This is a genomic window from Pedobacter frigoris, from assembly GCF_032678645.1.
Taxonomy (GTDB): domain Bacteria; phylum Bacteroidota; class Bacteroidia; order Sphingobacteriales; family Sphingobacteriaceae; genus Pedobacter; species Pedobacter frigoris_A.
On the sequence record NZ_JAVTSP010000001.1, the window covers coordinates 1,384,425 to 1,409,608 of the forward strand.

Below are 25,184 nucleotides of genomic sequence, written 5' to 3' on the forward strand. Positions count from 1 at the left end.
ATTAAAAATCTATATCAATTAAACTGTTTAAAGGAATATGAATTCCACTTTTGAGCTGTAAGTACTTCTCTGTAACAGACCATACAGTTGTACTTACCGTTTTTGGTCCGTCTTTAGTATTAAATGTAATGTCTGCCTTTGATTTGAATTCGTTCCCTAATCGCTGTGCAGAGTTTAATTTATCACGTAATTCTTCTGAATGATTTTGATCAGCAGGTATGATTTCATTAACTGCAATTGATTCTTTTTCTATTAATTCCCCTAACATATTATAATGGCTGTTTCTTACTTAAATATGCATTTAATCTACTTAAATAGCAATAATATATAAAAAGAGTTACATTAAAATGTATAATCCATTGTCCCAGTAACAGTTATTTTCTAATCTTGTATTTGGTTTCGATCATTCCTACAAATCCACGTTCTCCATTTTTGAATTCACCCTCAACTCTGCTCAATGCAACGTTGCCTGTTTTTGCCGAAACACTCATCACTTTATTCCCTGAACTAAATGTTGTTATATTAGGAGCAAGATAGTTCAATGCTTGTTTTAGGTATAGCTCTTGTGGATTTCCGAAGTCAAAAGTACCGAGATCATCACTCATTACATAATCAGGAGTCATTCCACTGTAGTACTCACCCTGCCCCAATGAATTTTTACTTTCAAAAAGAGAGAAATAAACTTCGTATCTGTTTTCAAGTCTTATCGGGAAAAACCCAATTGGTTTTCCATAACTTTTTTGACCTACCAGTTTAACAGTCATGTGCGGCTTTAAACTATTAATTACCAGTTCACTTGCAGAAGCCGTACTACCAGTCACAATGAATACAACATTCTTTACACCGGTGAGTCCTCCTACCTTGCTGAAAACCTCTGTATTCTTTGCTACAGAAAAGTCTATATCTGCATAGGTTACCATCTTTCCATTCTCATACTGAACCTTATCATTTTCATCCAGTAATGGTTGGTGACTTAAAATACTCTGGTCAGATTGCTTCCTGTTCTTTAGGTTATTGTTATAATGCTCTACATACATCGTACCTGTAGCGGTTAAAGGAGCAATTAAGTTGATCAAATGTCTGGCAGTACTAACATATCCCCCACCGTTAAAACGAAGGTCAATAACAAGATCGGTAACCCCTTTAGTTGTAAAATCAGCAAAAGCATCATTTAACGCTGATATTGAATTTTCTGAATTTGAAAACCTTGCGTAAGCTAAATAACCGATCTTTTTAGTACCTGCAGTTATCACATTCGTTTTGTAAATAGGATTACTTTTATAAGCGGCCTTTTGCAGCGTAACACTAAATGTAGCGCCATCAGTTTTTACGCCTTCAAGTTGCAAAGTCGTAGGATTTCCAAATATGGTAGCATTGATCAAAGAAACTTCCGAGGCAGCTATCTGACCACCGGATGCACTACCAATACTGGTCCCGTTAATTTTAGTAATATTTGCACCTCTGGTTATTTGGGCCAGATCGGCCGGCGAACCTTTACTCACAGCCAATATATATAATCTATACATGCTATTACCAATACCCACAGCACTGATATCATAAATACCCATATCATTACCATTGCCTTCAAGATCCACAGATGCTTTAGGATCTGGAGCAGCAGATTTTACAGCTGGATTCCTGGTTGTAATATCATCTATAAAAGAATATTTTGGATAAGGAGATGTAGATACATAATCAGCAGATCCTGAAGATTTTACTATATTGAATAAATTCAACTCATAATTAGCCAGATCTGTGCTTTGAGTAGTGTATTTCCTGGGCTCAAAAGCATCATAAGTCGGCAGAGACGTATTCCAGAAATAAATCTCTTTTGCATAAAGGAAAAGCGAATCATTAGTGAGTTCACGTCTGTTTGTAGTGGGTGTTTGCTTAGTATTGGACTGAACCGCAGGTTCATCTGTTTTGGGCTGTGTTTTATTTTTCTTACAAGCACCAAATACAGTTAAAACCATCATTGCAGCAACAATGCAGTAATTTTTATAGCTATAGCTTTTCATCAGAATGAGTTTTGTCTTGAGTTATATGAGTTCGTTAATTTTATGGAATAAGCTTATCTAATCAGCAGTATAAACGCAATTAAGGTAACAATAGTTTGTCGACTTGCAAAAACTGTATACCTGAATTATTTGCACACAATTCATCGTTTTCATTTTTTCCTATCATCAGCATTTTGTCTCTCTCAAGATTATGTTTTTCAAGGATTTGCATTAAAGATTCATTTGAGGGTTTTGGGGAAGTTTCAGCAGTAAAATAAACTATGAGGTATTTTTCGAGACCATTCCATTCTATTTGCTTGATTTTATTCAGCTGCATCCCCGGATCTCCATCAATTAATAAAAAAATTTGCTTTCGTTCCACGACAATTGCCTGCAATAAACTAAGTACTTCATTAAAGATAAGCAACTTTAATGGTAAACGGGCACTCAAAAACAGCAAATCAAAATTCACTTTGTATTTTTCAGGGATTCCAAATTTAGCTGCTGCCTTTTCAAATATGTTCTCCGCCCCTTCTGCATTGTAAATATCTTGCATTCCTGCAACAATCTCCGTCGCGTTGATCTGTTCGGCATATTCAATAAATTGCCCAAACAGGTAATAAACCTGTAATAAATAATCCTTATGAGGATAAATTACATCGTCTAGTTCAAAAACAAAAGCGTTTTTCTCTTTAAGGTATTGTTCAAATGCCATGTAAATAACTATTCGGGGTTACAAATCAGGTGTTAAAACATCAATATTAAATTCTTTAAACAAGACACTTGACTTCAATACCTCTTCTTTTTCAAAAGCATTTAATGGCAATATAGCGTCTACCGCTTCATTCAAACAATGATTTAGCAAATTATGAGCAATAACATCGTCGTTTCTTTCTCCAAGAGAAATAAAAAAATATTTTGTTGATGGGAATGAAGGAGCTTCACCGTAGTCTGCCAAAATCACTGTATCACCAGCAAACCTGTCTACCAGTTTTAAGGCCTGGACTGACTTTCCGCCTGTAATCAATATTTTCAAAACTTATATAATTAATCCATCTTTCATTGTAACCACGCGATCACTAATCTTTGCGAGATTTTCATTATGGGTAACAATAACAAATGTTTGTTTGAAATTGTCACGCAGCGTAATAAAAAACTCATGTAATGAGTTGGCATTTGCAGAATCCAGGTTCCCAGATGGCTCATCTGCCAGGATAATTGCCGGGTTATTTATCAGCGCCCTGGCAACTGCTATACGTTGCTGTTCGCCACCGGACATTTGATTAGGTTTATGATCTGCCCTATCGCGTAAGCCAAGGAGTTCCAACAACTCCATAGCGCGGATTTCAGCCTGCTTTTTAGATACTTTCGCTATAAAAGCCGGGATACAGATATTTTCCATTGCAGTGAACTCTGGAAGCAGATGGTGAAATTGAAATACAAAGCCTATATTTTTATTACGAAAAACGCTTAGCAATTCTCCGTTCAACTGACTTATTTTTGTACCGTTAAGTATAACAGATCCGTTGTCTGGCTTATCTAATGTCCCTAAAATATGAAGCAAAGTACTTTTCCCCGCTCCTGAAGCACCAATAATGCTTACAATCTCCCCCTTCTCAACTTCAAAATCTACACCTTTTAAAATGGGTAAATTCCCATAAGCTTTTTTTATACCTGTCGCTTTTAGCATAAATGCAAACTTACTGTTTTTAAAACCAATCTGAAATTGTAGATTTGGACAAATTTTTTCAGCAAATGAATATCCACGAATATCAAGGTAAAGAAATACTTAAAAGTTTTGGAGTAGCCGTACAAGAAGGCGTAGTAGCCGACACGGTTGAGCAGGCTGTAGAAGCTGCTAAAAAAATGAAAACTGACTACAATTCTGATTGGGTTGTAATTAAAGCTCAAATTCACGCAGGTGGACGAGGTAAAGGTGGAGGTGTTAAACTTGCCAAGAATCTTGATGAGGTTAAAGAAAGAGCTACCGCTATCTTAGGAATGCAGCTTGTAACTCCTCAAACTGGTCCGGAAGGAAAGAAAGTGAACAAAATTTTAGTTGCACAGGACGTTTATTATCCTGGAGCTTCAGAAACTAAAGAATTCTACATCAGTGTTTTGTTAAATCGCTCAAATGGCCGAAACATCATCATGTATTCTACAGAAGGTGGTATGGACATCGAAGAAGTGGCAGAACACACACCGCACTTGATTTTCAAAGAAGAAATAGATCCTAAAGTTGGTCTTCAAGGATTTCAGGCCCGAAAAATTGCTTTTAATTTAGGTTTAAGCGGCGGAGCATTTAAAGAAATGGTAAAATTCGTTACCGCCCTTTACAAAGCATACGACAGCACTGATTCTTCAATGTTTGAAATTAATCCAGTGCTAAAAACTTCTGATGATAAAATCATTGCTGTTGACGCAAAAGTTGATCTTGATGAGAATGCATTGTTCCGTCATCCTGATTATGCTGCTATGCGTGACAAACTTGAAGAGGATCCTACGGATGTAGAGGCAAGTGAATCAAACCTTAACTATGTAAAACTTGACGGAAACGTTGGTTGTATGGTAAACGGTGCTGGTCTGGCTATGGCAACTATGGACATCATTAAGATTGCCGGTGGTGAGCCAGCTAACTTCCTGGATGTAGGTGGTACTGCAAATGCACAAACAGTTAAAGCTGGTTTCAATATCATCCTTAAAGACCCTAATGTTAAAGCTATCCTGATCAATATCTTCGGAGGTATTGTTAGGTGTGACCGTGTAGCACAAGGTGTTATAGATGCCTATAATGAAATCGGTAATGTGCCTGTTCCAATCATCTGCCGTTTACAGGGTACAAACGCAGAAGAAGCTAAAAAGCTGATTGATGAATCAGGATTAAAAGTTTATTCAGCTATCGCATTGCAGGATGCATCTGATTTGGTAACTAAAGTATTGGCATAAGACCAAATAAGCTGTTATAAAATATATTAAGATAAGCCGTCTCAAAGAGACGGCTTATCTTTTTTAATTAAGCCCGATTTTCATTACCTTGTTCGCGCAATTGTGTAAATAATACACACTATGCTTAAAAACGAATTGACAACCATTAACATAACAAATAAAACAAAATCAACAATGAAAACATCAATCAAAGTCCTGACTTTCTTATTAGCTGCAACTACAATTGTATCATGCAATAGTGAAAAAAAGCAGGAAGCATCTACTGCAGACTCAACAACTACCACAACTGCTACTACACCTGAAGTTACCACAACAGAACTTGTACTAGCCGGCAACGATCAAATGAAGTATAGCACCAATGAGTTGAAAGCTGTGGCTGGAAAACCTATTAAACTTACATTTAAGCATATCGGAACAATTGCTAAGGAAGCAATGGGACATAATGTAGTTATTTTGAAACCAGGTACTGATGCGGCAGCATACGCAGCCAAAGCATTGGAAGCTAAAGCTACAGATTACATTCCTGCATCTGAAGCAGCTTCAGTTATAGCACACACTAAATTATTGGGCGGTGGTGAAGAAGATGTTATTGAATTTACAATTGCTGAAAAAGGCAAATATGAATTCATTTGCTCTTTCCCTGGACATGTCTCAATGATGAAAGGCGTTCTTATCGTAGAATAATAACTATTACTATTGATAGAATCCCTGGTTATGATACATAGCCAGGGATTTTTGTTTATATCCCCTTTTGAATTTCTCTGATTATAACATCTAGCAGATGTAAACTGACCATTGGCTATCAAATAAAAACCACTTCAAACAAGAAGAGGCCTACAACTATCCAATTGTAGGCCTCTCTAACCAAATATAAATTAAACGAGCATTACAAATATAAGTACTTTTATCAATTTATCATATTTTTATTAATAAAAAATCAAAATAAATCACAAATAACTCATTTAAGACAAATAAAAACAACAAAAAAACCAAATAAACAACACTTAAACATAAAAACACAACAATATAACTAAAAAATACAGTTATAAATCACACTTTTCACACTTAAAAAGACAAAACACAATGAATTATACTAAAATTCAGATCAAAAAACCAAAAACAACAAGATAAAACACGTAATAACCAAAAAAAATACTAACAAACAACCAAAAAACATCAAAAACACTAAACCACACAACCAATCAAACATATCTATTATTTATTGGTGAAATTCCTTATTTTTGACGCTCTCCACAATAAAATCATGATTAAAAGAGAAAAAGTAAAAAGTCTACTAGAGACAAACGAATTTAACAGAGAAGTAACAGTTATGGGTTGGGTGCGCACATTTCGCAACAATCAGTTTATTGCTATAAATGATGGGTCTTGCCTAGGGAACATCCAGATTGTGGTCGATTTTAATAATACTCCTGAAGAAATACTTAAAAGAATTACTACGGGTGCAGCTATTTCAGTAAAAGGAACTGTAGTTGAATCTTTAGGAAAAGGACAAAGAGTTGACATCAAAGCGGAGTCCATTGAAATATTAGGGGATAGTGACCCTGAGAAATTTCCTCTGCAACCAAAAAAACATAGCTTAGAATTTTTAAGGGAAATCGCTCACCTTCGTTTTCGCACCAACACTTTCAATGCAGTCTTTAAAGTCAGGCACGCTTTAGCTTTTGCAATACATCAGTTTTACAATGAGAGAGGTTTTGTCTATATGCACACCCCTATCATTACTGCATCCGATGCCGAGGGAGCAGGCGAGATGTTTAAGGTTACTACTTTAGATATGGACAATCCACCTCGTACTGAGGATGGAAAAATTGATTATTCAGAAGATTTTTTCGCCCGCTCTGCTAACCTGACCGTTTCTGGACAACTGGAAGGTGAGTTAGCTGCAATGGCTTTTGGTCAGATATACACTTTTGGCCCTACTTTTAGAGCAGAAAACTCCAATACTACGCGTCACCTTGCTGAATTTTGGATGGTTGAACCAGAAGTGGCTTTTGCTGACTTAGAAGACAATATGCAACTTGCAGAAGACATGCTGAAATATGTAATAAACTATGCATTAAAAAATTGCAAGGAGGAACTAGAATTCTTAAATACGCGTTTACTGGAAGAAGAAAAATCAAAACCTCAAAATGAGCGAAGCGAATTATCCCTTATCGATAAGCTAAACTTCTGTTTAAACAATGACTTTGAGCGCCTGACCTACACAGAGGCTATCGCTATTTTAAAGTCGTCTAAACCCAATCAAAAAAAGCAATTCAAATATCTTATCGATGAATGGGGAGCAGACCTGCAATCCGAACACGAACGTTATCTTGTTGAAAAGCATTTTAAAAAACCTGTAATCCTGACCGATTATCCTGCAGACATCAAATCTTTCTACATGCGTCAGAATGAACCTGATGCTCAAGGAAGACAAACCGTTGCGGCTATGGACATTCTTTTCCCTGGAATCGGCGAGATAGTAGGCGGATCTCAAAGGGAAGAACGTCTGGACAAACTTACGTCAAGAATGGAAGCCATGAATATTCCACAGGAAGAATTATGGTGGTTCCTCGACACGAGACGCTTCGGATCCGCACCCCACTCAGGCTTCGGATTAGGATTTGAACGCCTGGTTCTTTTTGTAAGTGGCATGACCAACATCCGGGATGTAATAGCCTTCCCACGTTTTCCAAGAAATGCAGAATTTTAATCCACATTTAACATCAATAAAAAAGGCCGTAAGCGATAAACTTACGGCCTTTGTATTTAAACATAAACTCCTTTAAGGCTTACTCTTACTTTCATCTAAGTCATCAGCATAAGAATTTGCATGTGCATAGTCGACCAGCGATACTTTATAATCTGTCGGTATAAAACTGGAAGACACACTAAGCGCCATTCCCAGTTCAAACCTTAATGGATATGGAGTTTTCAATAAACTACCTTCAGGGATATAAGGGAAGCTCTCCAGATAGGACTGCATTACATTAGGAGCTACCCTTCTATTGATATAAGCCCTCGTTAACTGATATGGATGACGAAGGCCCGCAGCACCCAATAATTCAACGGCACTAGCTACTGTAAGTCTGTGAAAATTAAAAACACGCACTCTCTTATCCTCTACTACCAATCCTTTCATCAAACTAGGATCCTGAGTAGCTACACCGGTAGGACATGTATTACTATTACATTCCAAAGCCTGTATACATCCGAGCGCAAACATCATTCCTCGTGCAGAGTTACACAAATCTGCTCCAAGAGCTATATTTTTCACCAAATCAAATCCTGAAGCTACTTTTCCAGAAGCTATAATTTTGATGTGTTTTTTCAGATCAAAGCCGCTGAGCACATCGTAAACAAATGCTATCGCCTCTCTCAAGGGCATACCCACAGCATTTGAGAATTCCTGCGGCGAAGCCCCTGTACCTCCCTCACCACCATCTACAGTGATGAAGTCAACATAAATACCGGTCTCCACCATGGCTTTACATAGCGCCATGAATTCACTTCTTCTTCCTATGCATAGCTTAATGCCAATTGGCTTTCCGCCGGATAGTTCCCTCAATTGCTTTACAAAGTTCATCAGTTCTATTGGCGTGCTAAAAGCTGAATGCGCTGGCGGAGAGATCACATCATAACCTTCCTTGACCAATCTAATCCTTGCAATCTCGGGCGTAACCTTACGCGCCGGCAAAATACCACCATGACCAGGTTTTGCTCCCTGAGACAATTTAATTTCAATCATTTTTACCTGCTCAGTTTTGGATCTCTCAGCAAAAGCAACAGGATTAAACGAACCGTCTTCATGATTTCTACAACCAAAATAACCAGTTCCTATTTGCCATATCAAATCGCCACCAGGACCGGAATGATAATCACTAATTCCACCTTCTCCTGTGTTATGCGCAAAATTTCCGAGTTTAGCTCCCCCATTCAAAGCCAAAATAGCATTCTGACTTAAAGAGCCAAAACTCATTGCTGAAATGTTATAAATACTGGCCGAATATGGCTTTATACAATCCGGCCCTCCGACAAGTACCCGGGGGTCTTCATTCAATTCGTGATGGCTGATTGCTGCAATACTATGACTCAACCACTCATATCCATTTTCATAAACGTCCAGTTGCGTACCAAAAGGGATGGTATCATTTTCCATTTTCGCCCTTTGATAGATCAGTGATCTGCTTAATCTGCTAAAGGGTTTTCCGTTTGTATCACTTTCTACAAAATACTGATAAACTTTGGGCCTGAGATCTTCCATAAAGTACCTTAACCTACCCACCACCGGATAATTCCGCACAATACTATGTTTAGGTTGATAAAGATCATAAATTCCTAAAAGTACAATCGGACCAGTAAAAATCGCTATCCACCATAGTGGAGAATAGGTAAGACCTAACATAATTGTAAGCGCTACCAAAAATGCCGCAATTGCGATAAATGCTTTTCTCATACTTATCAATTTACTAAAAAACATGCCAATTGGGCAATATTTATCAGATTTCATTATAAGATTTGTGTAATTTTAAACATGCTTATTAAAATCTATCCGGAGAACCCTAATCCAAAAGCAATCGAGCAGGTTGTTGAAGTGTTAAAAAAAGGTGGAATCATCATTTATCCAACTGATACAGTATATGGTCTCGGCTGTGACATTACCAATCAGAAAGCCATAGAGAAAATTTGCAGGCTAAGAGGAATAAAACCTGAGAAAGCTAACTTCTCGTTCATATGCTCTGATTTGAGACATATATCGGATTATATAAAACCCATTGACACTACCGTATTCAGAGTACTCAAAAAGGCCCTTCCCGGTCCCTTTACTTTTATCCTCAATGCAAACAACAATGTACCTAAACTACTTAGTTCCAATAAAAAAACTGTGGGTATAAGGGTTCCAGATAATCATATTGCCAGAGAAATAGTAATGCAATTGGGCAATCCTATACTTTCGACCTCCATTCATGACGACGATGAAGTGATAGAATACTCAACAGATCCCGAGCTTATTCACGAAAAATATGAAGACACAGTAGATATTATTATTGATGGAGGTTTTGGCGACAACGAACCATCTACCGTTGTCGACTGTACTTCCGGAGACTTCGAGATTATTCGCCAGGGAAAAGGAGATTTAGAAAATTTTATTGGATAGCAAATGAATTTACAAGCATTTAAGGAATTTTTCAGATCAGGTCAAATAGGCGGAATCTTACTCATGATATGCGTTGCTATATCATTAATCATAGCCAATTCAGGCTTTGCTACGGATTTTAGCGCTTTTCTTACAAAAGATTTCGGGACACCTTACACTGTTTCAGCATGGATAAATGACGCTTTAATGGCCATTTTCTTTTTACTGGTAGGCCTGGAGATAAAAAGAGAACTTGTGGAAGGAGAATTGTCGTCTTTAAAGAAGGCTGCCCTACCCGTCGTTGCAGCTCTTGGAGGAATGTTTATTCCTGCATTTATTTACTACCTGCTAAATAAAGATTCCTCTACTATTTCTGGATGGGGCATCCCGATGGCTACCGACATTGCATTTGCATTGGCAATCATTGCCATGCTTGGTAAAAGTATTCCTTCGTCTTTAAAAATATTTCTTGCTGCATTGGCTATCGTCGATGACCTGGGTGCTATTTTGGTAATTGCAGTTTTTTACACCGATGAGGTACACTTCAACTACTTGCTGATGGCAGGCGGAGTCATGGTATTTCTAATTGCATTAAACTTTTTCAATGTAAAATCACTTTATTTTTACCTGATTCCTGGAATATTACTATGGTACCTGATACACCATTCAGGAATTCATGCAACCATTGCAGGGGTTTTACTTGCATTAACTATTCCTACTAATATTTCAAATGTACCGTCGCCACTTGAGAAATTGGAACACCTCCTAAACGGACCTGTTAATTACTTTATCATGCCTCTCTTTGCTTTAGCAAACACCAATATTACATTTCAGAAAGAAATGATCGGTGGGTTAAGCTCTCCTTTGGGCATGGGTATCATAGCCGGCCTATTCGCCGGTAAGACCATTGGAGTAACTCTATTTTCTTGGCTGGCAGTAAAATTTAAACTGGGCACCCTCCCTTCAGGATCTGGATGGAAGCATATCGTTGGTCTGGGCATGTTGGCTGGAATAGGCTTTACCATGTCTATTTTTATAGCACTGCTTTCTTTTGATGACAAGATGCATGTAACCGAAGCAAAGTTTGCAATACTATGTGCTTCGGTTATATCTGGTCTTGTTGGTTTTATTTACCTGAAGTCAATTCGAAAACCTGTTAAGCCTTGAATTTCTGCATAAATTGCTGAATACTTTGCTGCACATTTTTTGCATCAAGATTTTTAACGAATGCACTACCTATGATTGCTCCATTTGCATAATGACACGCTTTATCGAAAGTTTCTTTGCTGCTGATACCGAAACCAATCATAGTGGGATTATTAAGTTTAAGTGCTGCAATTCTTGAAAAATACGCCTCAGTAGTATTGGAAACCTCCAAATTTTGCCCGGTTGTAGCAGATGACGAAAGGAGATAGATAAACCCATTGCTCAATCCATCAATTTTCTGAATACGTTCAGGAGATGTCTGTGGAGTGATTAGAAAAATATTACTTAATCCATATTTGGTAAAAATCGGCGCGTATAACTCTTCATATTCAATCATTGGCAAATCGGGAACTATACAACCATCTACTCCAACTTCAGCGCATGCCTTACAAAAGTTCTCTACACCAAATTGAAGCATTGGGTTTACATACCCCATTAAAAGTACAGGAATACTGACTGTTTTACGCAAGTCTTTCAATTGTTCAAAAAGTAATTTCAAATCCATGCCATTGTCCAAAGCATGTTTACTACTTGCCTGAATTATAGGCCCGTCTGCTACGGGATCGGAATAAGGAAACCCTATTTCCAATAAATCTGCTCCAGATCTCTCCAATTCTTCAGCAATGGAAACAGTATCTCCTAAATTTGGATAACCGGCCGTATAATATATTGATAGTATATTTTTCTTTGTTTCAAAGAGTTCTTTTATTCTGCTCATACTGGTTAAAATCGACATCATTATAAATTAAAATACTTCATGTAGGTATCCATATCCTTATCCCCTCTTCCGGATAAACAAACTACTACATTCTCTCCACCGCTAAAATTCATTTTTTCAAGGTAAGCTAATGCGTGTGCACTTTCAATAGCAGGAATGATCCCTTCCATCTGTGTAAGTAAAAGTCCGGCCTGTAAGGATTCATCATCAGTAATAGAGACATAACTTCCCCTGCCTGTTTTAAACAAGTGAGCATGCTGTGGACCTATTCCCGGATAATCTAAACCCGCAGAAACTGAATGCGGTTCTACAACCTGTCCATCATGAGTCTGCATAAGTATACTTCTGCTACCGTGTAATACTCCCTCTTTTCCTAGAGTTGTCGTTGCAGCAGAGAACCCGCTGTCTACTCCTTTACCTGCGGCTTCCACAGCAATCAATTTAACTTTTTCATCATCAATAAAATGATAAAACATACCCATTGCATTGCTACCACCACCTACACAAGCGAGAACATAATCAGGCTGATCACTACCAGTTTGCTCAATTAACTGCTTTTTTGTCTCCTCCGAAATAATTGATTGAAAAATTGCGACCATATCTGGATAAGGATGCGGACCTACAACAGAGCCAATAATATAATGTGTATCAACGGGATTATTGATCCAGTCGCGCATCGCCTCATTTGTTGCATCTTTTAACGTTTTACTACCCGAAGTTGCGGGTACTACTTTGGCCCCCAGCATTTTCATCCGGGCGACATTTGGTGCCTGACGCTTAATGTCTACCTCTCCCATATACACCACGCATTCCAAACCTCTTAAAGCGCACACGGTAGCGGTCGCCACGCCATGCTGACCAGCACCTGTTTCAGCTATAATACGTTTTTTTCCTAATCGCTCTGCCAATAAAATTTGTCCAATTGTATTGTTGATTTTATGTGCGCCGGTATGATTTAAGTCTTCGCGTTTTAAAAATATATTGGCGTTGTATTTTTGAGACAGACGTTTTGCAAGATATAGTGGCGAAGGCCTGCCAACGTAATCTTTTAACAATTGATGAAATTCCTTTTTAAAATCTTCATCTCCAATTATTTTAAGATAATTCTGTCTCAGTTCCTCTACATTAGGGTATAGCATCTCAGGAATATATGCACCGCCGAAATCTCCATAATATCCCTTTTCGTTTACAAAATAACTCATAGTTTAGTTTTAAATTCAATCAATTTATCTACATCTTTTAGTCCGGGCGCGAATTCAAATCTGCTATTGACATCTATAGCATATAAGCGCTCGTCTTTTATTTCTTTTAATTGCTCAACCTGATCTAAGCCTATTCCTCCACTCAAAAAATAAGGTTTATTCAGCTTAAATTTATCAAGGAGAGTCCAATTGAATGTCTTCCCTGATCCACCATGACCTGCTGTCTGAGTATCAAACAAAAAGTAGTCAACTATATTTGCATAGGCATCAAGCTTATGAAAATCAAAATGCTCGTCTATTCCAAAAGCCTTGACCAGTTCAATCCCTGTATCAGCCAGCAATCCCCTAAGCGCCATACAATATTTTGGTGGCTCATCTCCGTGTAATTGTATCGTTTGCAAACCATACAAAACAGCCAATTCCACGACCCGATTCAATTCTTCGTTAACAAATACCCCAGTTTTTTTTATTCCTGCAGGCAACCCACTAACAAAAGAAGGTGTCAGTCCTTCTATAAACCGTTTGGATTCCCTAAAGAATATGAAACCTAAATAATCCGGTTGCAGCGCAGCGACAGCCGTGATATTTTCAGGAATCTTCATCCCACATATTTTGAGTTTCATTGTCATGATCTTCCCGTTAATTTATTAAAACTGCTTAATGCATTTTTCCTGAGTAATGACTCTTCTGCCTCGTAGTAACAATCAGAGAATGATTTAGTGTCATCAATAGTTTGTATTGCCAATGCTGCATTGCATAAAACTACGTTTTGCTGTGCATCAGTACCATTTCCATTAATTACATTTATAAATATCTCAGCTGAAGATTCTACAGTGTCACCACCCTTTATTGCCTGTTCTTCTATTTCTGAGAAACCCAGATCCGCCACGCTCACCAAAGCCTCCCCTTTCTTACTAAAGGTCTTAAAATCACAGGTTAAAGATACCTCATCAAAGCCATTCACCGCATGCAGTATGGTATAGTTTTTATCCGTATCCTGGTATAAATAAGCATATAACCTCGCCAGCTCCAAGCTAAATACACCAACGATCTGATTTTTAGGCTGAGCAGGATTTACCATTGGCCCAAGCATATTAAAAAATGTTTTTACACCGAGTTCTTTACGTATTGGCGCTACAGTTTTCATCGCAGGATTAAACAATGGGGCATGAATGAAACATATACCTGCCGAGTCAAGACTACGTTTCAGTGTATCCTGATCATTAGTAAAAGTATAGCCCAGATATTCCATTACATTTGACGACCCACAACCTGAGGATACACCATAATTGCCGTGCTTAGCAACTTTATAACCCGCTCCTGCCACTACAAAAGAAGCAAGTGTTGAAATGTTAAAAGTATCCTTTCCATCACCTCCTGTACCACAAAGATCTACCAGTTCGTAATCAGAAAAATCAAGCTTTATGCAAAGATCAAGCATGGCATCACGAAAACCTTGCAATTCAGCTACAGTAATATTACGCATGCCATAAGCTGTAATAAAAGCAGCTACCTGTGAGGTATTAAATTCTCCTAAAGCGATGGAAGTCAATATTTTTTGAGCTTCTGTACGGCTAAAGGTTTTGTTTTCAAATAAATGGTTTAATATCTTCTTCATGCTGTTTCGCTTTTCAAACAAATAATTAAAAAAGGTTATAAAACAAAAAAGGGCTGCTTTAAGCAACCCTCATTATATTTTCTATATAAAATAAAACGTCCAAAACGGGGTTACACTACGCAATTGCGTTGTGCCACCACCAGTTATTAAGTCCGTTTGTTAAAATCATCGCAACAAATATGGAATTGTTTTTGCAAAGCAGCAAATGTTTCGACGAAAAAATGAAATTTTATTACAAATATTATTTAATGAGTGCATTTTTTTCTCTGGTAAAATGATTAAAAACCAGCTTATCAGCCAGCGCAGGCAGTAATTTATTAAGCCACACTGTTAATTTACCTTGTCCCGTCATGATCAATGTACGTTTTCTGACTGCAATACCATCGGCAATCCGGGTCGCAACTTCTTCAGAACTCATCATTTTATCCTCTTCCATGCTTGTTTCACCATGTGAGACCCCATCCTTTGACAACGCAGCCACTCTGATATTTGATGCCGTAAAGCCGGGACAGGCAACCATCACATGCACCCCGGTTTTTAACAACTCGGTACGTAAGGATTCCATGAAACCATTCATCGCAAATTTTGATGCAGAATAACCTGTCCTACCCGGTAAACCGCGATAACCGGCAATAGAAGAAATACCAACCACACTACCATTGCTTTTCATAATTTCCGGCAGTGCATATTTCGTACAATATACTGTTCCCCAAAAATTCACATCCATCAGATTTTTGAGCACGGAAAGATCCAACTCATTAAATAAGGCTCTCATGGAAAGCCCGGCATTGTTAATCAAAATATCAATGCGGCCAAAAGTAACCAGTGCCTGTTTCGCCAATTGCTCGCAATCAGATTCTTTACTTACATCAGCCTGAACAGCAACAGCTTTAATACCATATTTTCTTTCCAGATCTGAAGTAATTTCGCATAAGGTTACGTATTGCCTCGCAGCAAGTACAAGGTTAGCGCCACGTTTGGCAAACTCTTCTGCGCAAGATTTGCCGATACCAGAAGAGGCACCTGTAATAATGACTACTTTATTCTTAAAATCCATTCTTATTTTGTTAATGAGTTTTCATAAGGTATCCGCGTAACGATAGACCTACCCAGCGTAATTTCATCAGCGTATTCAAGTTCACCCCCGAATGCGATTCCTCTTGCTATGGTTGTGATGGGTATTTGAAAATCCTTTAGTCTTTTATAAAGATAAAAAAGAGTAGTATCTCCTTCCATAGTAGCACTGAGGGCCAATATAATCTCTTTCACCGGAGTAGTAGCCACTCTTTGCACCAATGAATCTATAAACAGGTCTGATGGCCCTATTCCATCCATAGGAGAAATCAGCCCGCCCAGCACATGATAAACCCCGAAATATTGTGAAGTATTTTCGACAGCCATGACATCTCTGGTATCTTCTACTACGCAAATCACTTCTTTATCGCGCTTACCCGCCGTACAAATCTCACATATATGGTTGTCTGAGATATTATGGCAAATACTGCAATGCTTAATTTCTTTCCTAAGCCTCACAATGGCATTCCCAAAATGCTCCACTTCTTCCTGCTCCCTGTTCAATAAATGCAGCACCAACCGCAAAGCCGTCTTTTGACCAACACCGGGCAACTTCGAAAATTCGTTGACAGCATCTTCAAGCAATTTAGAAGAAAAGTTCATCTTACAAACTTAGATAATTTTATCTTTTTTGAGTATAAAATCATAGCGGTTTCTTACATTTAGAATCTTAACAAAAGAATTAACATGAGCCCAGCTATACTCCTATCTTTCTTAATCGGTTACTTTTTATTGCTCATTGTTATCGCCTTTGCGACATCAAAGAAGTCATCGGACAATTCTACATTTTTTATAGCCAACAGAAATTCCAAATGGTATCTGGTAGCTTTTGGAATGATCGGGACTGCACTTTCAGGAGTTACATTCATCTCTGTACCCGGTGAAGTTGGAGCACCTGCGGGAAATCAATTTCAATATTTTCAATTCATTCTTGGAAATGCAGTTGGCTTTATCATTATTGCCACAGTACTACTGCCTTTATACTATAGAATGAACCTAACTTCAATTTATAGCTATATTGAACAACGTTTGGGTCATTACAGCTACAAAACTGCTGCGTCTATCTTTCTAATCAGTCGTACAATAGGTTCTGCGTTCAGACTTTATCTGGTTGTAATCGTACTCCAGCGCTTTATTTTTGACAGCTACGGCATCCCTTTCTGGGCTACAGTATTAATTTCGTTGTTATTGATATGGTCATATACATTTAAGGGAGGCCTCAAAACAATCATCATTACAGATACATTGCAGACTTTCTTTTTGGTACTTTCCGTTTTTTTAACACTGTATTTCATTTGCAGCAGCCTGAATCTGGACATTCCACAGGCTTTTGAAACCATTAAGAACAGTGGCTATTCCAAGGTTTTCTTTTTCGAAGATTTTCTCACCAATGGATTCCACTTTACTAAAGCCTTCATTGGTGGAGTATTTGTCACGATCGCCATGACCGGACTAGATCAGGACTTAATGCAGAAGAATTTGAGCATGAAAACCATCGGTGAGGCTCAAAAGAACATGTTTACCTTTACAGGTATTTTTATTATTCTGAATATCTTCTTTTTGAGCGTAGGAGCTTTACTATATGTTTACGCTGCTAAAAATGGGATAGAAATACCCTTAGATCACATTACAGGCAAACCTAGAACTGATTTCCTGTTCCCTGAAATTGCGTTTAATCATTTAACAGTTGTTCCCGCAATCATATTTATGCTGGGTCTTACTGCAGCTACATTTGCGACCACTGATTCTGCTTTAACTGCATTGACCACTTCATTTTGCGTAGACTTTTTGCAAATGAATAAGGGAGAAAACCAAAACTCAAAAGAATCCGTAAACAAAAGACATACAGTCCATGTTGCCTTTTCTATCCTGATGTTCCTGGTGATCATCATTTTTAATGCATTCAATGATGAATCAGTAGTAAAAGGCATATTTAAGGTGGCATCATACACCTATGGCCCTTTGTTGGGTTTGTATAGTTTTGGTCTGTTTGTAAGAAACAGGGGGCTACACGACAAACTTGTACCATTCGTATGTGTCATATCCCCTGTAATTTGCTATTACCTGAATGCAAACTCTGCTTCTTTACTTGGAGGTTATACTTTTAGTGTGGAACTTATCCTCGTAAATGGCCTGATTACCTTCATCGGATTATTATTGATCAGTAAAAAGACTGATCAGCAAACAAAATTTTAATACATTAATACCTATAGAATGACAAGTGAAGAGAAAATAAGAAGTGCATTTGAAAATAAAAACTGGCAGGAAATTAAAGTAACAGACTCCTGGCAAATCTTCAAAATAATGGCAGAATTTGTTGACGGTTTTGAAAAACTGGCAAAAATTGGCCCTTGTGTATCCATATTTGGATCAGCAAGAACTGCAGAGACCAATCCTTATTATGAAATAGCAGTAGAATGCGGACGGCTGTTGACAGAAAGAGGATATGGTGTAATAACCGGAGGCGGACCGGGTATCATGGAGGCTGGAAATAAAGGGGCACATATGAATGGAGGTAAGTCCGTTGGATTGAACATAGAACTCCCTTTTGAACAGTTCCACAACAAATATATAGACCATAACAAATTACTGGAATTCGATTACTTCTTCATTAGAAAAGTAATGTTTATGAAATATTCACAGGGATTTATTGTTTTACCCGGTGGAATGGGTACTATGGATGAACTCTTTGAGGCCATTACCTTAATTCAAACTGGAAAAATTGCACGTTTCCCTATTGTTCTCGTAGGAAAGGATTACTGGGGTGGGTTAATCGACTGGATTACCAGTACCATGCTTAAAAAAGAACATAATATCCATGAAGAGGATCTAAACCTTTTCAGATTAGTCGATACCGCAGAAGAGGCTACAGAACATATCTTCAGGTTCTACGACAAGTATGTATTAAAGCCAAATTTCTAGATAGTCAACATTCGATATACACAGTATTCAATACCTGCAAAGAACGGTTATCATCTCATTCCAATTTCTTTGCAGGTATTACAGCTAAGCTAAAATATCGTTAATTTTCTCTGTAGGACGGGCTATTACGGCCTTATCATCCGAAACTAATATAGGCCGTTCAATCAAAATTGGGTTTTCAACCATAACTGAAACCCACTCCTCTTCAGAAAGAACTTTATCCTTGTAGTTTTCTTTGTAGATGCTTTCCGATCTGCGGACAAGATCTTGTGCTTTAATGTCCAATTTTTTAATAATTTCCCTCAACTCATCCTTATCCGGAGGAGATTGGAGGTAGTTAATAACTAAAAAATCCTGACCGCTTTCTTCCAAAACAGCCAATGCACACCTGCTTTTACTACATCTGTTATTGTGGTAAATCTTTATCATTTATAACAATACTATATCAAAAATGACTAACACCACCTGAGACAACCAGCTTCATAGCATCAGGGGCACTCATCTTCAAAGGTTTAATTTTTTCATTTTTGACCACATATACCTGTCCGGCAAAAGAGTATGAAAAAGGAAAGTATACAATAGACTCACCTGGCAGACCAATAGCTGCCAAATCACCTTGCGTCAAGAAACCTATGCGTTTCAAATCCCCTTCAACATCCACCAGTACCGGATTGTTGAATTTTTTTTCATCGCCAACAAATGCTTCGGTCAGGTCTTTAATAGATGAGTAGATAAACTTCAGTATTGGCAGCCTGTCCATTGCTTTTTGAAACCAATTATACATCGGTTCTGTAACGAAATTGGTTACAAATATCCCTGCCATCAATATGATTGAAATGACAAGCCCAAGTCCAAGGCCCGGAATATTTCTACTTGCACCAGTACGGGGATCTACCCCAAGTATATTATTGATATTCAACCAGCTGTCTACAGTAGTTACAGCCCACACCACGATAAAAACACTTAATGCGATAGGAAGCACAATCAGTAAACCTTTAATCAGGTAATTCAATAAGGCCCTGCCAATTCTATTCATAATGCAAACTTAGGTAAAATAAAGACTATTCGTAAAAATATACCCTCTTCACTCTTTGAGATATATTGGTAAGTATTTCATAAGGAATAGTTTCAATTTGTCTGGCCAGCTCTGCAATGGTCAGTTCACCATTAAAAACAATCACCTCATCTCCGGTCTTCACATCTAAACCAGTTACATCGAGCATACACATGTCCATACAGATTACACCAACGGTTGGGACTAATTTACCTTTAATCAGCATTTTGCCTGTACCATTTCCAAATTTCCGGTTATATCCATCCGCATAACCAATTTTTACAGTCGCTATTGTTCCTCCTTCGCTAAGCATTCCCTTTCTGCTATAGCCTACAGTCTCATTGGGTTTAATATGCTTCAACTGCGTGATGGTCGTTTTAAGCACTGCAACAGTTTGTAGCCCTCTGTTATTCTTGAGTCCCCCATCAAAACCATATAGTCCGATTCCTATCCTAACCATATCTAACTGAGCCTCCGGATGACGGCTAATTCCGGATGTATTGGAAATATGTCTGATAAAAGTATAATCCAATCCTTGAGCTATTTCATCAGCAATAGCAGTAAACCTGGATAACTGGTGGGCAGTAAATTCATCGTGAACTTCATCGTCGCTACCCACAAGATGAGAAAAAACAGAAACAACTTTAACTTTATCTGATTCATTCAGCAGAATAAGCAAGTCTTTCAGATCAGGTTCTTCAAAGCCCAATCGATGCATCCCTGTATCTATTTTTAAATGCACGGGATAATTGCGTTCATTTTCTCCCAGAAATGTGGTAAAACTTCGAAGTATATCCAGGTTATAGATTTCGGGTTCCAATTTGTGTTTTATGATAGCATCAAAAGCAGATGGCTCAGGACTCATGACCATAATTGGGATAGATATTCCTGATTTTCTTAAAGAAATCCCTTCATCTGTATAAGCAACAGCCAGATAATCTACTTTATGATATTGCAGCAAGTTTGCAATCTCAAAGCTACCACTTCCATAGGAAAATGCTTTGACCATAGCCATTACCTTAACACCAGGTCTCAATTTATTGCGGTAAAATTGAAGATTCCCTGCAAGTGCATTGAGATCTATTTCCAATACAGTATCGTGTATTTTTTGAACAATCAATTTACTGATTCTACCAAATTCAAACCTTCTGGCTCCCTTGACTAAAATGGTCTCATTGCTGAAATGAATGGAAGGAAAATTATCTATAAAGGATTGGGTATTTTCATAAAATGCAGATTCCATTTCAAAAGCTTCAGCGCAGGCTGAAATATGGGTACCTATACCTATGATCCTATTGACATTCTTTTGTTTCAACAAAGCTGCTATTTCAGCATACAGCACTTCATCTGGTTTACCAGTTTCGTACAGATCTGATAATATCAGTGTTCTTTTTGGGTGTTGATTTTGAAGATTTAAAAAATCGAGAGCAATTGCCAATGATGAAATATCTGCACTATAAGAATCATCGATGACAGAGCATTGATTAATTCCATTTTTCAGCTCCAGGCGCATACTCACCGACGTCAGTTTTTCTAAACTGGCATCTGCTTGTACTGCTGTATACCCCATAGCCAGCAAGGTAGCCCAACAAATGATGCCATTTTCCAAAGATGCATTATCACTAAATGGAATCAGACATTCAATCTCTTCACCTTTATATAGTGCTCTGACATAATTTCTGCCGTCAATAGGCTCTACGAATAGAATTTGCAGGTCAGCCTTTTGTTTCGTGCTCCAGGAAAACCTGCTTTTCCCGGGCAACTCTTTTTCATCTAATCCTGCTGTATACTCAGGAGAGTATATAAACAGCTCCGCTCCCTTGAAGAGCTTCAATTTCTCCAGGAGTTTCTCCATATGTGATGAAAAACCTTCTGCATGGGCTTCACCTATATTTGTGAGTATTCCTATTGTTGGAACTATGATTTCGGCCAGGGCATCCATTTCTCCTGCCCTGGAAATTCCTGCTTCAAATATGCCAAGGGTATGCATTTCATCAATTTGCCAGACAGATAACGGCACTCCGATTTGCGAATTAAAACTTTTAGGACTTCTAACAATATTATAGTCAGCAGCAAGTAACTGATAGAGCCATTCTTTAACAATAGTTTTGCCATTGCTGCCTGTAATTGCTAAAACTGGCAGATGATAATACCTGCGATTGTATCCAGCCAGTGTCTGAAGCGCCAATAACACATCGTCAACTAAAATTACATTTGCGTCAGAATAGGTTCTTGTATAATTTTCATCACTAACTACAAAGTTTCTAATGCCGTTTGAATAAGCATCATCAATATAATAATGACCATCTCGTTTTCCACTTAGCGCAAAAAATAAAGATTCCTCAGGATCTATTACACTTCTGCTGTCAATAACTAGCTTGCTAATCAATGCAGGCTGATTTTGTACAAATAATTTTGCCTTTAAAATACCTGCAATGTTTTCAATGCTATAATTGGAGTCAGTCATACCCCAAAATTAACTATTTTAGTTCATGATATCAGCACAGAGTTTTACGGCTTACTCATAAAATTCATGCTGCCGGATGCTGTCAGCAATAACTTAACGTGCTGCATCTGCAAGTATCTTTTTAGCATCTTCATCCTGATATTGAGCAATCAGACTATTTAATTTCGCCTTTAATTCATCTGTTATTTTTTCATATCCTTTTTTACCAAAAATATTATTCATTTCTGAAGGATCTTTATGAAGGTCATAAAGCTCCCATCCTTCTACCCTTTTATAAAAACGGATGAGTTTATATTTCTTCGTACTCACGCCAAAATGAGGAGAAACAGAATGTTCTCCATTTTCATAATAGTGATAAAACATGGCATCCCTCTTTTTTGCATTTTTATCTTTAAATAGCGGAAGGATTGATTCTCCTTGAAAATCAGCAGGGACAGTTAAACCTGCGGCCTCTAAAATTGTAGGCGCCAGATCCAGGTTCATCACCATATCGTTTGATTTGGTTCCGGGCTTTATCACACCTGGATACCGCATCACCATTGGCGTTCTAAAAGACTCTTCGTACATGAAGCGTTTATCAAACCATCCATGCTCTCCCATATAGAATCCCTGGTCTGAAAGGTAGATTACAATTGTATTTCCGGCTAGATCGTGTCTATCAAGGTAAGCTAGCGTCCTTCCGATATTCCTGTCCAAAGATGCGGCAGTACTCATGTAATCTCTCATATATCGTTGGTATTTCCATTCTACCAGTGCCTTACCCGACAATTTTTTCTCATTTAAGTCTGCTTCAATTGGCTTATAATAGGAATCAAACTTTGCTTTCTGAGCAGCATTCATCCTGTTGACAGTTCCATCTCCGTTTTTCACATTTGAAAGCATTTTCAAATCATATCCCATAAGCATGGTTTTATCAATCGTCATGTCCTGTATACTAGCGGCGGCTCTGTTCTTATAGTCATCATAAAAATTGGTCGGTAAAGGGAAATTAACATCATCATATTTCCCCATATCGGAGGTATCGGGAAGCCAGGTTCTGTGAGTTGCTTTATGACCAATCACCAGGCAAAATGGCTTGGATGGATCTCTGGAATCAAGCCATTGCTCGGAAGCATCTTCTATTAAATTGGTCACATATCCCTCCTTCCGAGTCACTTTGCCATCCATTCCAATGAAATCTGGATTATAATATTGACCTTGTTCGGGCAACAAGCTGTAAAAATCAAAACCTTGTGGCTTTCCACTAAGGTGTATTTTCCCTACCCAGGCAGTTTGATAGCCTCCGGCTTGCAAATGTTTAGCGAAATTATCCTGACTGTGGTCAAATTTTGAGGTTTCGTTATCTTTAAAACCATTTTTATGACTGTATTTACCTGTCAGTATCACCGCTCTGCTTGGTCCACAGATAGAATTGGTCACATAAGCCTTGTTAAATATTGCTCCCTCCTTAGCAATCCTGTCAATATTTGGTGTTTTAACCAATTTATTCCCATAAGCACTAATAGCTTGAAAGGCATGATCGTCTGAGACAATAATGATGATATTCGGCTTTTTCTGAGCATATACTATATGACTCATTAACACTGACAGAATCAGTAATGTACTTTTTTTCATTTGTGTGTTTGGTTGTTCAGGAATCTAAAGTAAATAATTCAATTAACATTATGTAATACTTAATGTGTTTTTTACATAAAGCAAAATAGACATCAAAACATTATTACTGATTTTACTCAGCCACAACATGATTTAGTATATTTTCCAATGAATTAAAATTGAATATCAGCGAACCATTTTTTATAAATGTCCTGATATACGCCGTTTTCTTTTAAGGCGATAAGCGCTCCGTCAAACTGTTCCTTAAGCTTCAGATCTCCTTTTTTCATAGCTATCGCATATTGTGAATCTGTTTTAGGAAGATACATCCCTACCTTAAGTTTCTTGTTTTTCTGAAGAAAACCGCCTGCAATTGGCGAATCATCAATCAGCATATCTATCTTACCAGCCTGTAGTTTCCTGTAAAGTTCCCTGTTTGTTTCTGCATGCACCATATTATTTGCAGGAAAATGAGTATGAACATATTTCTCTGCTTCAGTAGCTTCCCTGATTCCAATGGTCTTGTTTTTAAAATCGGCGACCTCTGAAAGGGAATCCCCCTGATTAATAACTGCACAAAGCCTGAAATGAAGATAAGGATTTGTAAATTCCAAAATATGCCTCCTGGATGATGTCACCGTAACTGCAGAACAAATTAAATCAAGTTCACCTTTAAAGAGTTTTTCCAGGATGTTGGACCACAATGATACTTCGTACTCTACCTCTAAATCCAGCAATTCAGTAATTGCTTTCATTAAATCGACCTCAAAGCCTTCAAAATTCTCCGCATTATAATCTGAATGCATTGGAAATGGAGCTGCAGAATCTAATCCGACTTTTAGTACTCTTTTTTGACTCATATTAGGAGCTGATGACTAAGGGTTCCTTGGATGAGCCAATTTACATCTTTTTAGCAATAAATTAATATAAATAGCGCCTAAATGTTCATAAATCGATAATTGTGAAATAAAAAAAGCCCTGTAGGATTTACAGGGCTTTGTTACATTGTACTCAGAGCGGGAATCGAACCCGCACGACTTTTAAGGTCACAGGATTTTAAGTCCTGCGTGTCTACCAGTTCCACCATCTGAGCAGGTGAATAACCTTTTAAAATTAAATGCCTTCTAAAGAAGGCATTTAGAGCGAAAGACGAGATTCGAACTCGCGACCCCGACCTTGGCAAGGTCGTGCTCTACCAACTGAGCTACTTTCGCATAATCTTTGATATCTCCGACATCATTCCAAACTTC

24 protein-coding genes and 2 tRNA genes are annotated in these 25,184 nt (G+C 37.9%); 7 read left to right on the forward strand and 19 right to left on the reverse strand.

Annotation, left to right across the window (positions count from 1 at the left end; translation table 11 throughout):
* Position 1: 1 nt before the first annotated feature.
* From R2Q78_RS06020 to R2Q78_RS06040, 5 genes are all read right to left on the reverse strand, one after another.
* Entirely contained in the window at positions 2-268 is a 267-nt protein-coding gene (locus tag R2Q78_RS06020) for a hypothetical protein (protein ID WP_136836518.1), read from the reverse strand.
* A gap of 106 nt (positions 269-374) precedes the next feature.
* Positions 375-2,018, reverse strand: a complete 1,644-nt coding sequence (locus R2Q78_RS06025) for a S41 family peptidase (protein ID WP_316789861.1) — start codon at positions 2,016-2,018, stop codon at positions 375-377.
* Between the two features lie 79 nt (positions 2,019-2,097).
* Positions 2,098-2,712 carry an HAD hydrolase-like protein gene (locus R2Q78_RS06030; RefSeq protein WP_316789863.1) on the reverse strand — a complete coding sequence of 205 codons (615 nt, stop codon included), beginning with the start codon at positions 2,710-2,712 and terminating at the stop codon, positions 2,098-2,100.
* 18 nt (positions 2,713-2,730) lie between these two features.
* Entirely contained in the window at positions 2,731-3,033 is a 303-nt protein-coding gene (locus R2Q78_RS06035) for a hypothetical protein (protein WP_316789865.1), read from the reverse strand.
* Between the two features lie 3 nt (positions 3,034-3,036).
* Complete coding sequence (locus tag R2Q78_RS06040; protein WP_316789867.1) at positions 3,037-3,687, reverse strand: ABC transporter ATP-binding protein; 651 nt, start codon at positions 3,685-3,687, stop codon at positions 3,037-3,039.
* A gap of 65 nt (positions 3,688-3,752) precedes the next feature.
* Between R2Q78_RS06040 and sucC the strand changes: the two genes are divergently transcribed.
* From sucC to asnS, 3 genes are all read left to right on the forward strand, one after another.
* The gene (sucC, locus tag R2Q78_RS06045; protein ID WP_136836523.1) at positions 3,753-4,943 is read left to right on the forward strand and encodes an ADP-forming succinate--CoA ligase subunit beta; all 1,191 of its coding nucleotides are present in this window, start codon (positions 3,753-3,755) and stop codon (positions 4,941-4,943) included.
* A 174-nt stretch (positions 4,944-5,117) separates the two neighbouring features.
* Positions 5,118-5,627 (forward strand): plastocyanin/azurin family copper-binding protein, encoded by a 510-nt coding sequence (locus R2Q78_RS06050; RefSeq protein WP_316789869.1) that lies wholly within the window; start codon positions 5,118-5,120, stop codon positions 5,625-5,627.
* Positions 5,628-6,207: 580 nt separating this feature from the next.
* Complete coding sequence (asnS, locus tag R2Q78_RS06055; RefSeq protein WP_316789871.1) at positions 6,208-7,656, forward strand: asparagine--tRNA ligase; 1,449 nt, start codon at positions 6,208-6,210, stop codon at positions 7,654-7,656.
* Between the two features lie 72 nt (positions 7,657-7,728).
* On the opposite strand, the gene R2Q78_RS06060 is transcribed toward asnS, so the two are convergent.
* Positions 7,729-9,399, reverse strand: coding sequence for an FMN-binding glutamate synthase family protein (locus R2Q78_RS06060; protein ID WP_316789873.1), 1,671 nt, complete (start codon positions 9,397-9,399; stop codon positions 7,729-7,731).
* A gap of 78 nt (positions 9,400-9,477) precedes the next feature.
* Between R2Q78_RS06060 and R2Q78_RS06065 the strand changes: the two genes are divergently transcribed.
* Both R2Q78_RS06065 and nhaA read left to right on the forward strand, forming a co-directional pair.
* Complete coding sequence (locus tag R2Q78_RS06065; RefSeq protein WP_316789875.1) at positions 9,478-10,101, forward strand: L-threonylcarbamoyladenylate synthase; 624 nt, start codon at positions 9,478-9,480, stop codon at positions 10,099-10,101.
* Positions 10,102-10,104: 3 nt separating this feature from the next.
* Positions 10,105-11,247 carry a Na+/H+ antiporter NhaA gene (gene nhaA, locus R2Q78_RS06070; protein WP_316789876.1) on the forward strand — a complete coding sequence of 381 codons (1,143 nt, stop codon included), beginning with the start codon at positions 10,105-10,107 and terminating at the stop codon, positions 11,245-11,247.
* Here nhaA and trpA read toward each other — a convergent pair.
* The 6 genes from trpA to recR all read right to left on the reverse strand — a co-directional run bounded on the left by trpA (position 11,237) and on the right by recR (position 16,501).
* Complete coding sequence (gene trpA, locus R2Q78_RS06075; protein ID WP_316789877.1) at positions 11,237-12,004, reverse strand: tryptophan synthase subunit alpha; 768 nt, start codon at positions 12,002-12,004, stop codon at positions 11,237-11,239. The two genes, nhaA and trpA, sit on opposite strands and share 11 nt — an antisense overlap.
* Positions 12,005-12,024: 20 nt before the next feature.
* A complete protein-coding gene (gene trpB / locus R2Q78_RS06080) occupies positions 12,025-13,206 on the reverse strand; it encodes a tryptophan synthase subunit beta (RefSeq protein WP_316789880.1) in 1,182 nt (393 codons plus the stop codon).
* Positions 13,203-13,829 carry a phosphoribosylanthranilate isomerase gene (locus tag R2Q78_RS06085; RefSeq protein WP_316789881.1) on the reverse strand — a complete coding sequence of 209 codons (627 nt, stop codon included), beginning with the start codon at positions 13,827-13,829 and terminating at the stop codon, positions 13,203-13,205. The genes trpB and R2Q78_RS06085 overlap by 4 nt, the downstream gene beginning before the upstream one ends.
* Positions 13,830-13,831: 2 nt before the next feature.
* A complete protein-coding gene (gene trpD / locus R2Q78_RS06090) occupies positions 13,832-14,824 on the reverse strand; it encodes an anthranilate phosphoribosyltransferase (RefSeq protein WP_316789883.1) in 993 nt (330 codons plus the stop codon).
* A gap of 241 nt (positions 14,825-15,065) precedes the next feature.
* On the reverse strand, positions 15,066-15,881 hold the full coding sequence (locus R2Q78_RS06095) for an SDR family oxidoreductase (protein WP_316789884.1): 816 nt from the start codon (positions 15,879-15,881) through the stop codon (positions 15,066-15,068).
* Between the two features lie 2 nt (positions 15,882-15,883).
* Positions 15,884-16,501, reverse strand: a complete 618-nt coding sequence (recR, locus tag R2Q78_RS06100; RefSeq protein WP_316789885.1) for a recombination mediator RecR — start codon at positions 16,499-16,501, stop codon at positions 15,884-15,886.
* Positions 16,502-16,585: 84 nt separating this feature from the next.
* Between recR and R2Q78_RS06105 the strand changes: the two genes are divergently transcribed.
* Both R2Q78_RS06105 and R2Q78_RS06110 read left to right on the forward strand, forming a co-directional pair.
* A complete protein-coding gene (locus R2Q78_RS06105; protein WP_316789888.1) occupies positions 16,586-18,094 on the forward strand; it encodes a sodium:solute symporter in 1,509 nt (502 codons plus the stop codon).
* Positions 18,095-18,112: 18 nt separating this feature from the next.
* Positions 18,113-18,820, forward strand: coding sequence for a TIGR00730 family Rossman fold protein (locus R2Q78_RS06110; protein ID WP_316789890.1), 708 nt, complete (start codon positions 18,113-18,115; stop codon positions 18,818-18,820).
* 84 nt (positions 18,821-18,904) lie between these two features.
* Here R2Q78_RS06110 and arsC read toward each other — a convergent pair whose 3' ends face one another.
* From arsC to R2Q78_RS06145, 7 genes are all read right to left on the reverse strand, one after another.
* Entirely contained in the window at positions 18,905-19,249 is a 345-nt protein-coding gene (gene arsC / locus R2Q78_RS06115) for an arsenate reductase (glutaredoxin) (RefSeq protein WP_316789892.1), read from the reverse strand.
* 16 nt (positions 19,250-19,265) lie between these two features.
* Positions 19,266-19,856: a DUF502 domain-containing protein gene (locus tag R2Q78_RS06120; protein ID WP_316789894.1), complete on the reverse strand. Its 591-nt coding sequence runs from the start codon at positions 19,854-19,856 to the stop codon at positions 19,266-19,268.
* Between the two features lie 25 nt (positions 19,857-19,881).
* Positions 19,882-22,341, reverse strand: a complete 2,460-nt coding sequence (locus R2Q78_RS06125; protein ID WP_316789896.1) for a bifunctional UDP-N-acetylmuramoyl-tripeptide:D-alanyl-D-alanine ligase/alanine racemase — start codon at positions 22,339-22,341, stop codon at positions 19,882-19,884.
* A gap of 93 nt (positions 22,342-22,434) precedes the next feature.
* Entirely contained in the window at positions 22,435-23,955 is a 1,521-nt protein-coding gene (locus R2Q78_RS06130; protein ID WP_316789898.1) for a sulfatase, read from the reverse strand.
* A 152-nt stretch (positions 23,956-24,107) separates the two neighbouring features.
* Positions 24,108-24,794 (reverse strand): transporter substrate-binding domain-containing protein, encoded by a 687-nt coding sequence (locus tag R2Q78_RS06135; protein WP_316789899.1) that lies wholly within the window; start codon positions 24,792-24,794, stop codon positions 24,108-24,110.
* A gap of 148 nt (positions 24,795-24,942) precedes the next feature.
* Positions 24,943-25,027, reverse strand: a tRNA-Leu gene (locus R2Q78_RS06140).
* 48 nt (positions 25,028-25,075) lie between these two features.
* Positions 25,076-25,148 (reverse strand) — tRNA-Gly (locus R2Q78_RS06145).
* Positions 25,149-25,184: the final 36 nt, after the last annotated feature.

What these genes read in the sequence shown, in the direction of transcription:
- R2Q78_RS06130 (WP_316789898.1), bottom strand. Translation starts at nt 23,955, where the DNA reads ATGAAAAAAAGTACATTACTGATTCTGTCAGTGTTAATGAGTCATATA.
- R2Q78_RS06105 (WP_316789888.1), top strand. Translation starts at nt 16,586, where the DNA reads ATGAGCCCAGCTATACTCCTATCTTTCTTAATCGGTTACTTTTTATTG.
- R2Q78_RS06085 (WP_316789881.1), bottom strand. Translation starts at nt 13,829, where the DNA reads ATGAAACTCAAAATATGTGGGATGAAGATTCCTGAAAATATCACGGCT.
- asnS (WP_316789871.1), top strand. Translation starts at nt 6,208, where the DNA reads ATGATTAAAAGAGAAAAAGTAAAAAGTCTACTAGAGACAAACGAATTT.
- trpD (WP_316789883.1), bottom strand. Translation starts at nt 14,824, where the DNA reads ATGAAGAAGATATTAAACCATTTATTTGAAAACAAAACCTTTAGCCGT.
- R2Q78_RS06125 (WP_316789896.1), bottom strand. Translation starts at nt 22,341, where the DNA reads ATGACTGACTCCAATTATAGCATTGAAAACATTGCAGGTATTTTAAAG.
- R2Q78_RS06040 (WP_316789867.1), bottom strand. Translation starts at nt 3,687, where the DNA reads ATGCTAAAAGCGACAGGTATAAAAAAAGCTTATGGGAATTTACCCATT.
- R2Q78_RS06020 (WP_136836518.1), bottom strand. Translation starts at nt 268, where the DNA reads ATGTTAGGGGAATTAATAGAAAAAGAATCAATTGCAGTTAATGAAATC.
- R2Q78_RS06060 (WP_316789873.1), bottom strand. Translation starts at nt 9,399, where the DNA reads ATGAGAAAAGCATTTATCGCAATTGCGGCATTTTTGGTAGCGCTTACA.
- nhaA (WP_316789876.1), top strand. Translation starts at nt 10,105, where the DNA reads ATGAATTTACAAGCATTTAAGGAATTTTTCAGATCAGGTCAAATAGGC.
- trpA (WP_316789877.1), bottom strand. Translation starts at nt 12,004, where the DNA reads ATGAGCAGAATAAAAGAACTCTTTGAAACAAAGAAAAATATACTATCA.
- R2Q78_RS06110 (WP_316789890.1), top strand. Translation starts at nt 18,113, where the DNA reads ATGACAAGTGAAGAGAAAATAAGAAGTGCATTTGAAAATAAAAACTGG.
- R2Q78_RS06135 (WP_316789899.1), bottom strand. Translation starts at nt 24,794, where the DNA reads ATGAGTCAAAAAAGAGTACTAAAAGTCGGATTAGATTCTGCAGCTCCA.
- R2Q78_RS06050 (WP_316789869.1), top strand. Translation starts at nt 5,118, where the DNA reads ATGAAAACATCAATCAAAGTCCTGACTTTCTTATTAGCTGCAACTACA.
- R2Q78_RS06030 (WP_316789863.1), bottom strand. Translation starts at nt 2,712, where the DNA reads ATGGCATTTGAACAATACCTTAAAGAGAAAAACGCTTTTGTTTTTGAA.
- arsC (WP_316789892.1), bottom strand. Translation starts at nt 19,249, where the DNA reads ATGATAAAGATTTACCACAATAACAGATGTAGTAAAAGCAGGTGTGCA.
- R2Q78_RS06025 (WP_316789861.1), bottom strand. Translation starts at nt 2,018, where the DNA reads ATGAAAAGCTATAGCTATAAAAATTACTGCATTGTTGCTGCAATGATG.
- recR (WP_316789885.1), bottom strand. Translation starts at nt 16,501, where the DNA reads ATGAACTTTTCTTCTAAATTGCTTGAAGATGCTGTCAACGAATTTTCG.
- R2Q78_RS06065 (WP_316789875.1), top strand. Translation starts at nt 9,478, where the DNA reads ATGCTTATTAAAATCTATCCGGAGAACCCTAATCCAAAAGCAATCGAG.
- sucC (WP_136836523.1), top strand. Translation starts at nt 3,753, where the DNA reads ATGAATATCCACGAATATCAAGGTAAAGAAATACTTAAAAGTTTTGGA.
- R2Q78_RS06095 (WP_316789884.1), bottom strand. Translation starts at nt 15,881, where the DNA reads ATGGATTTTAAGAATAAAGTAGTCATTATTACAGGTGCCTCTTCTGGT.
- trpB (WP_316789880.1), bottom strand. Translation starts at nt 13,206, where the DNA reads ATGAGTTATTTTGTAAACGAAAAGGGATATTATGGAGATTTCGGCGGT.
- R2Q78_RS06120 (WP_316789894.1), bottom strand. Translation starts at nt 19,856, where the DNA reads ATGAATAGAATTGGCAGGGCCTTATTGAATTACCTGATTAAAGGTTTA.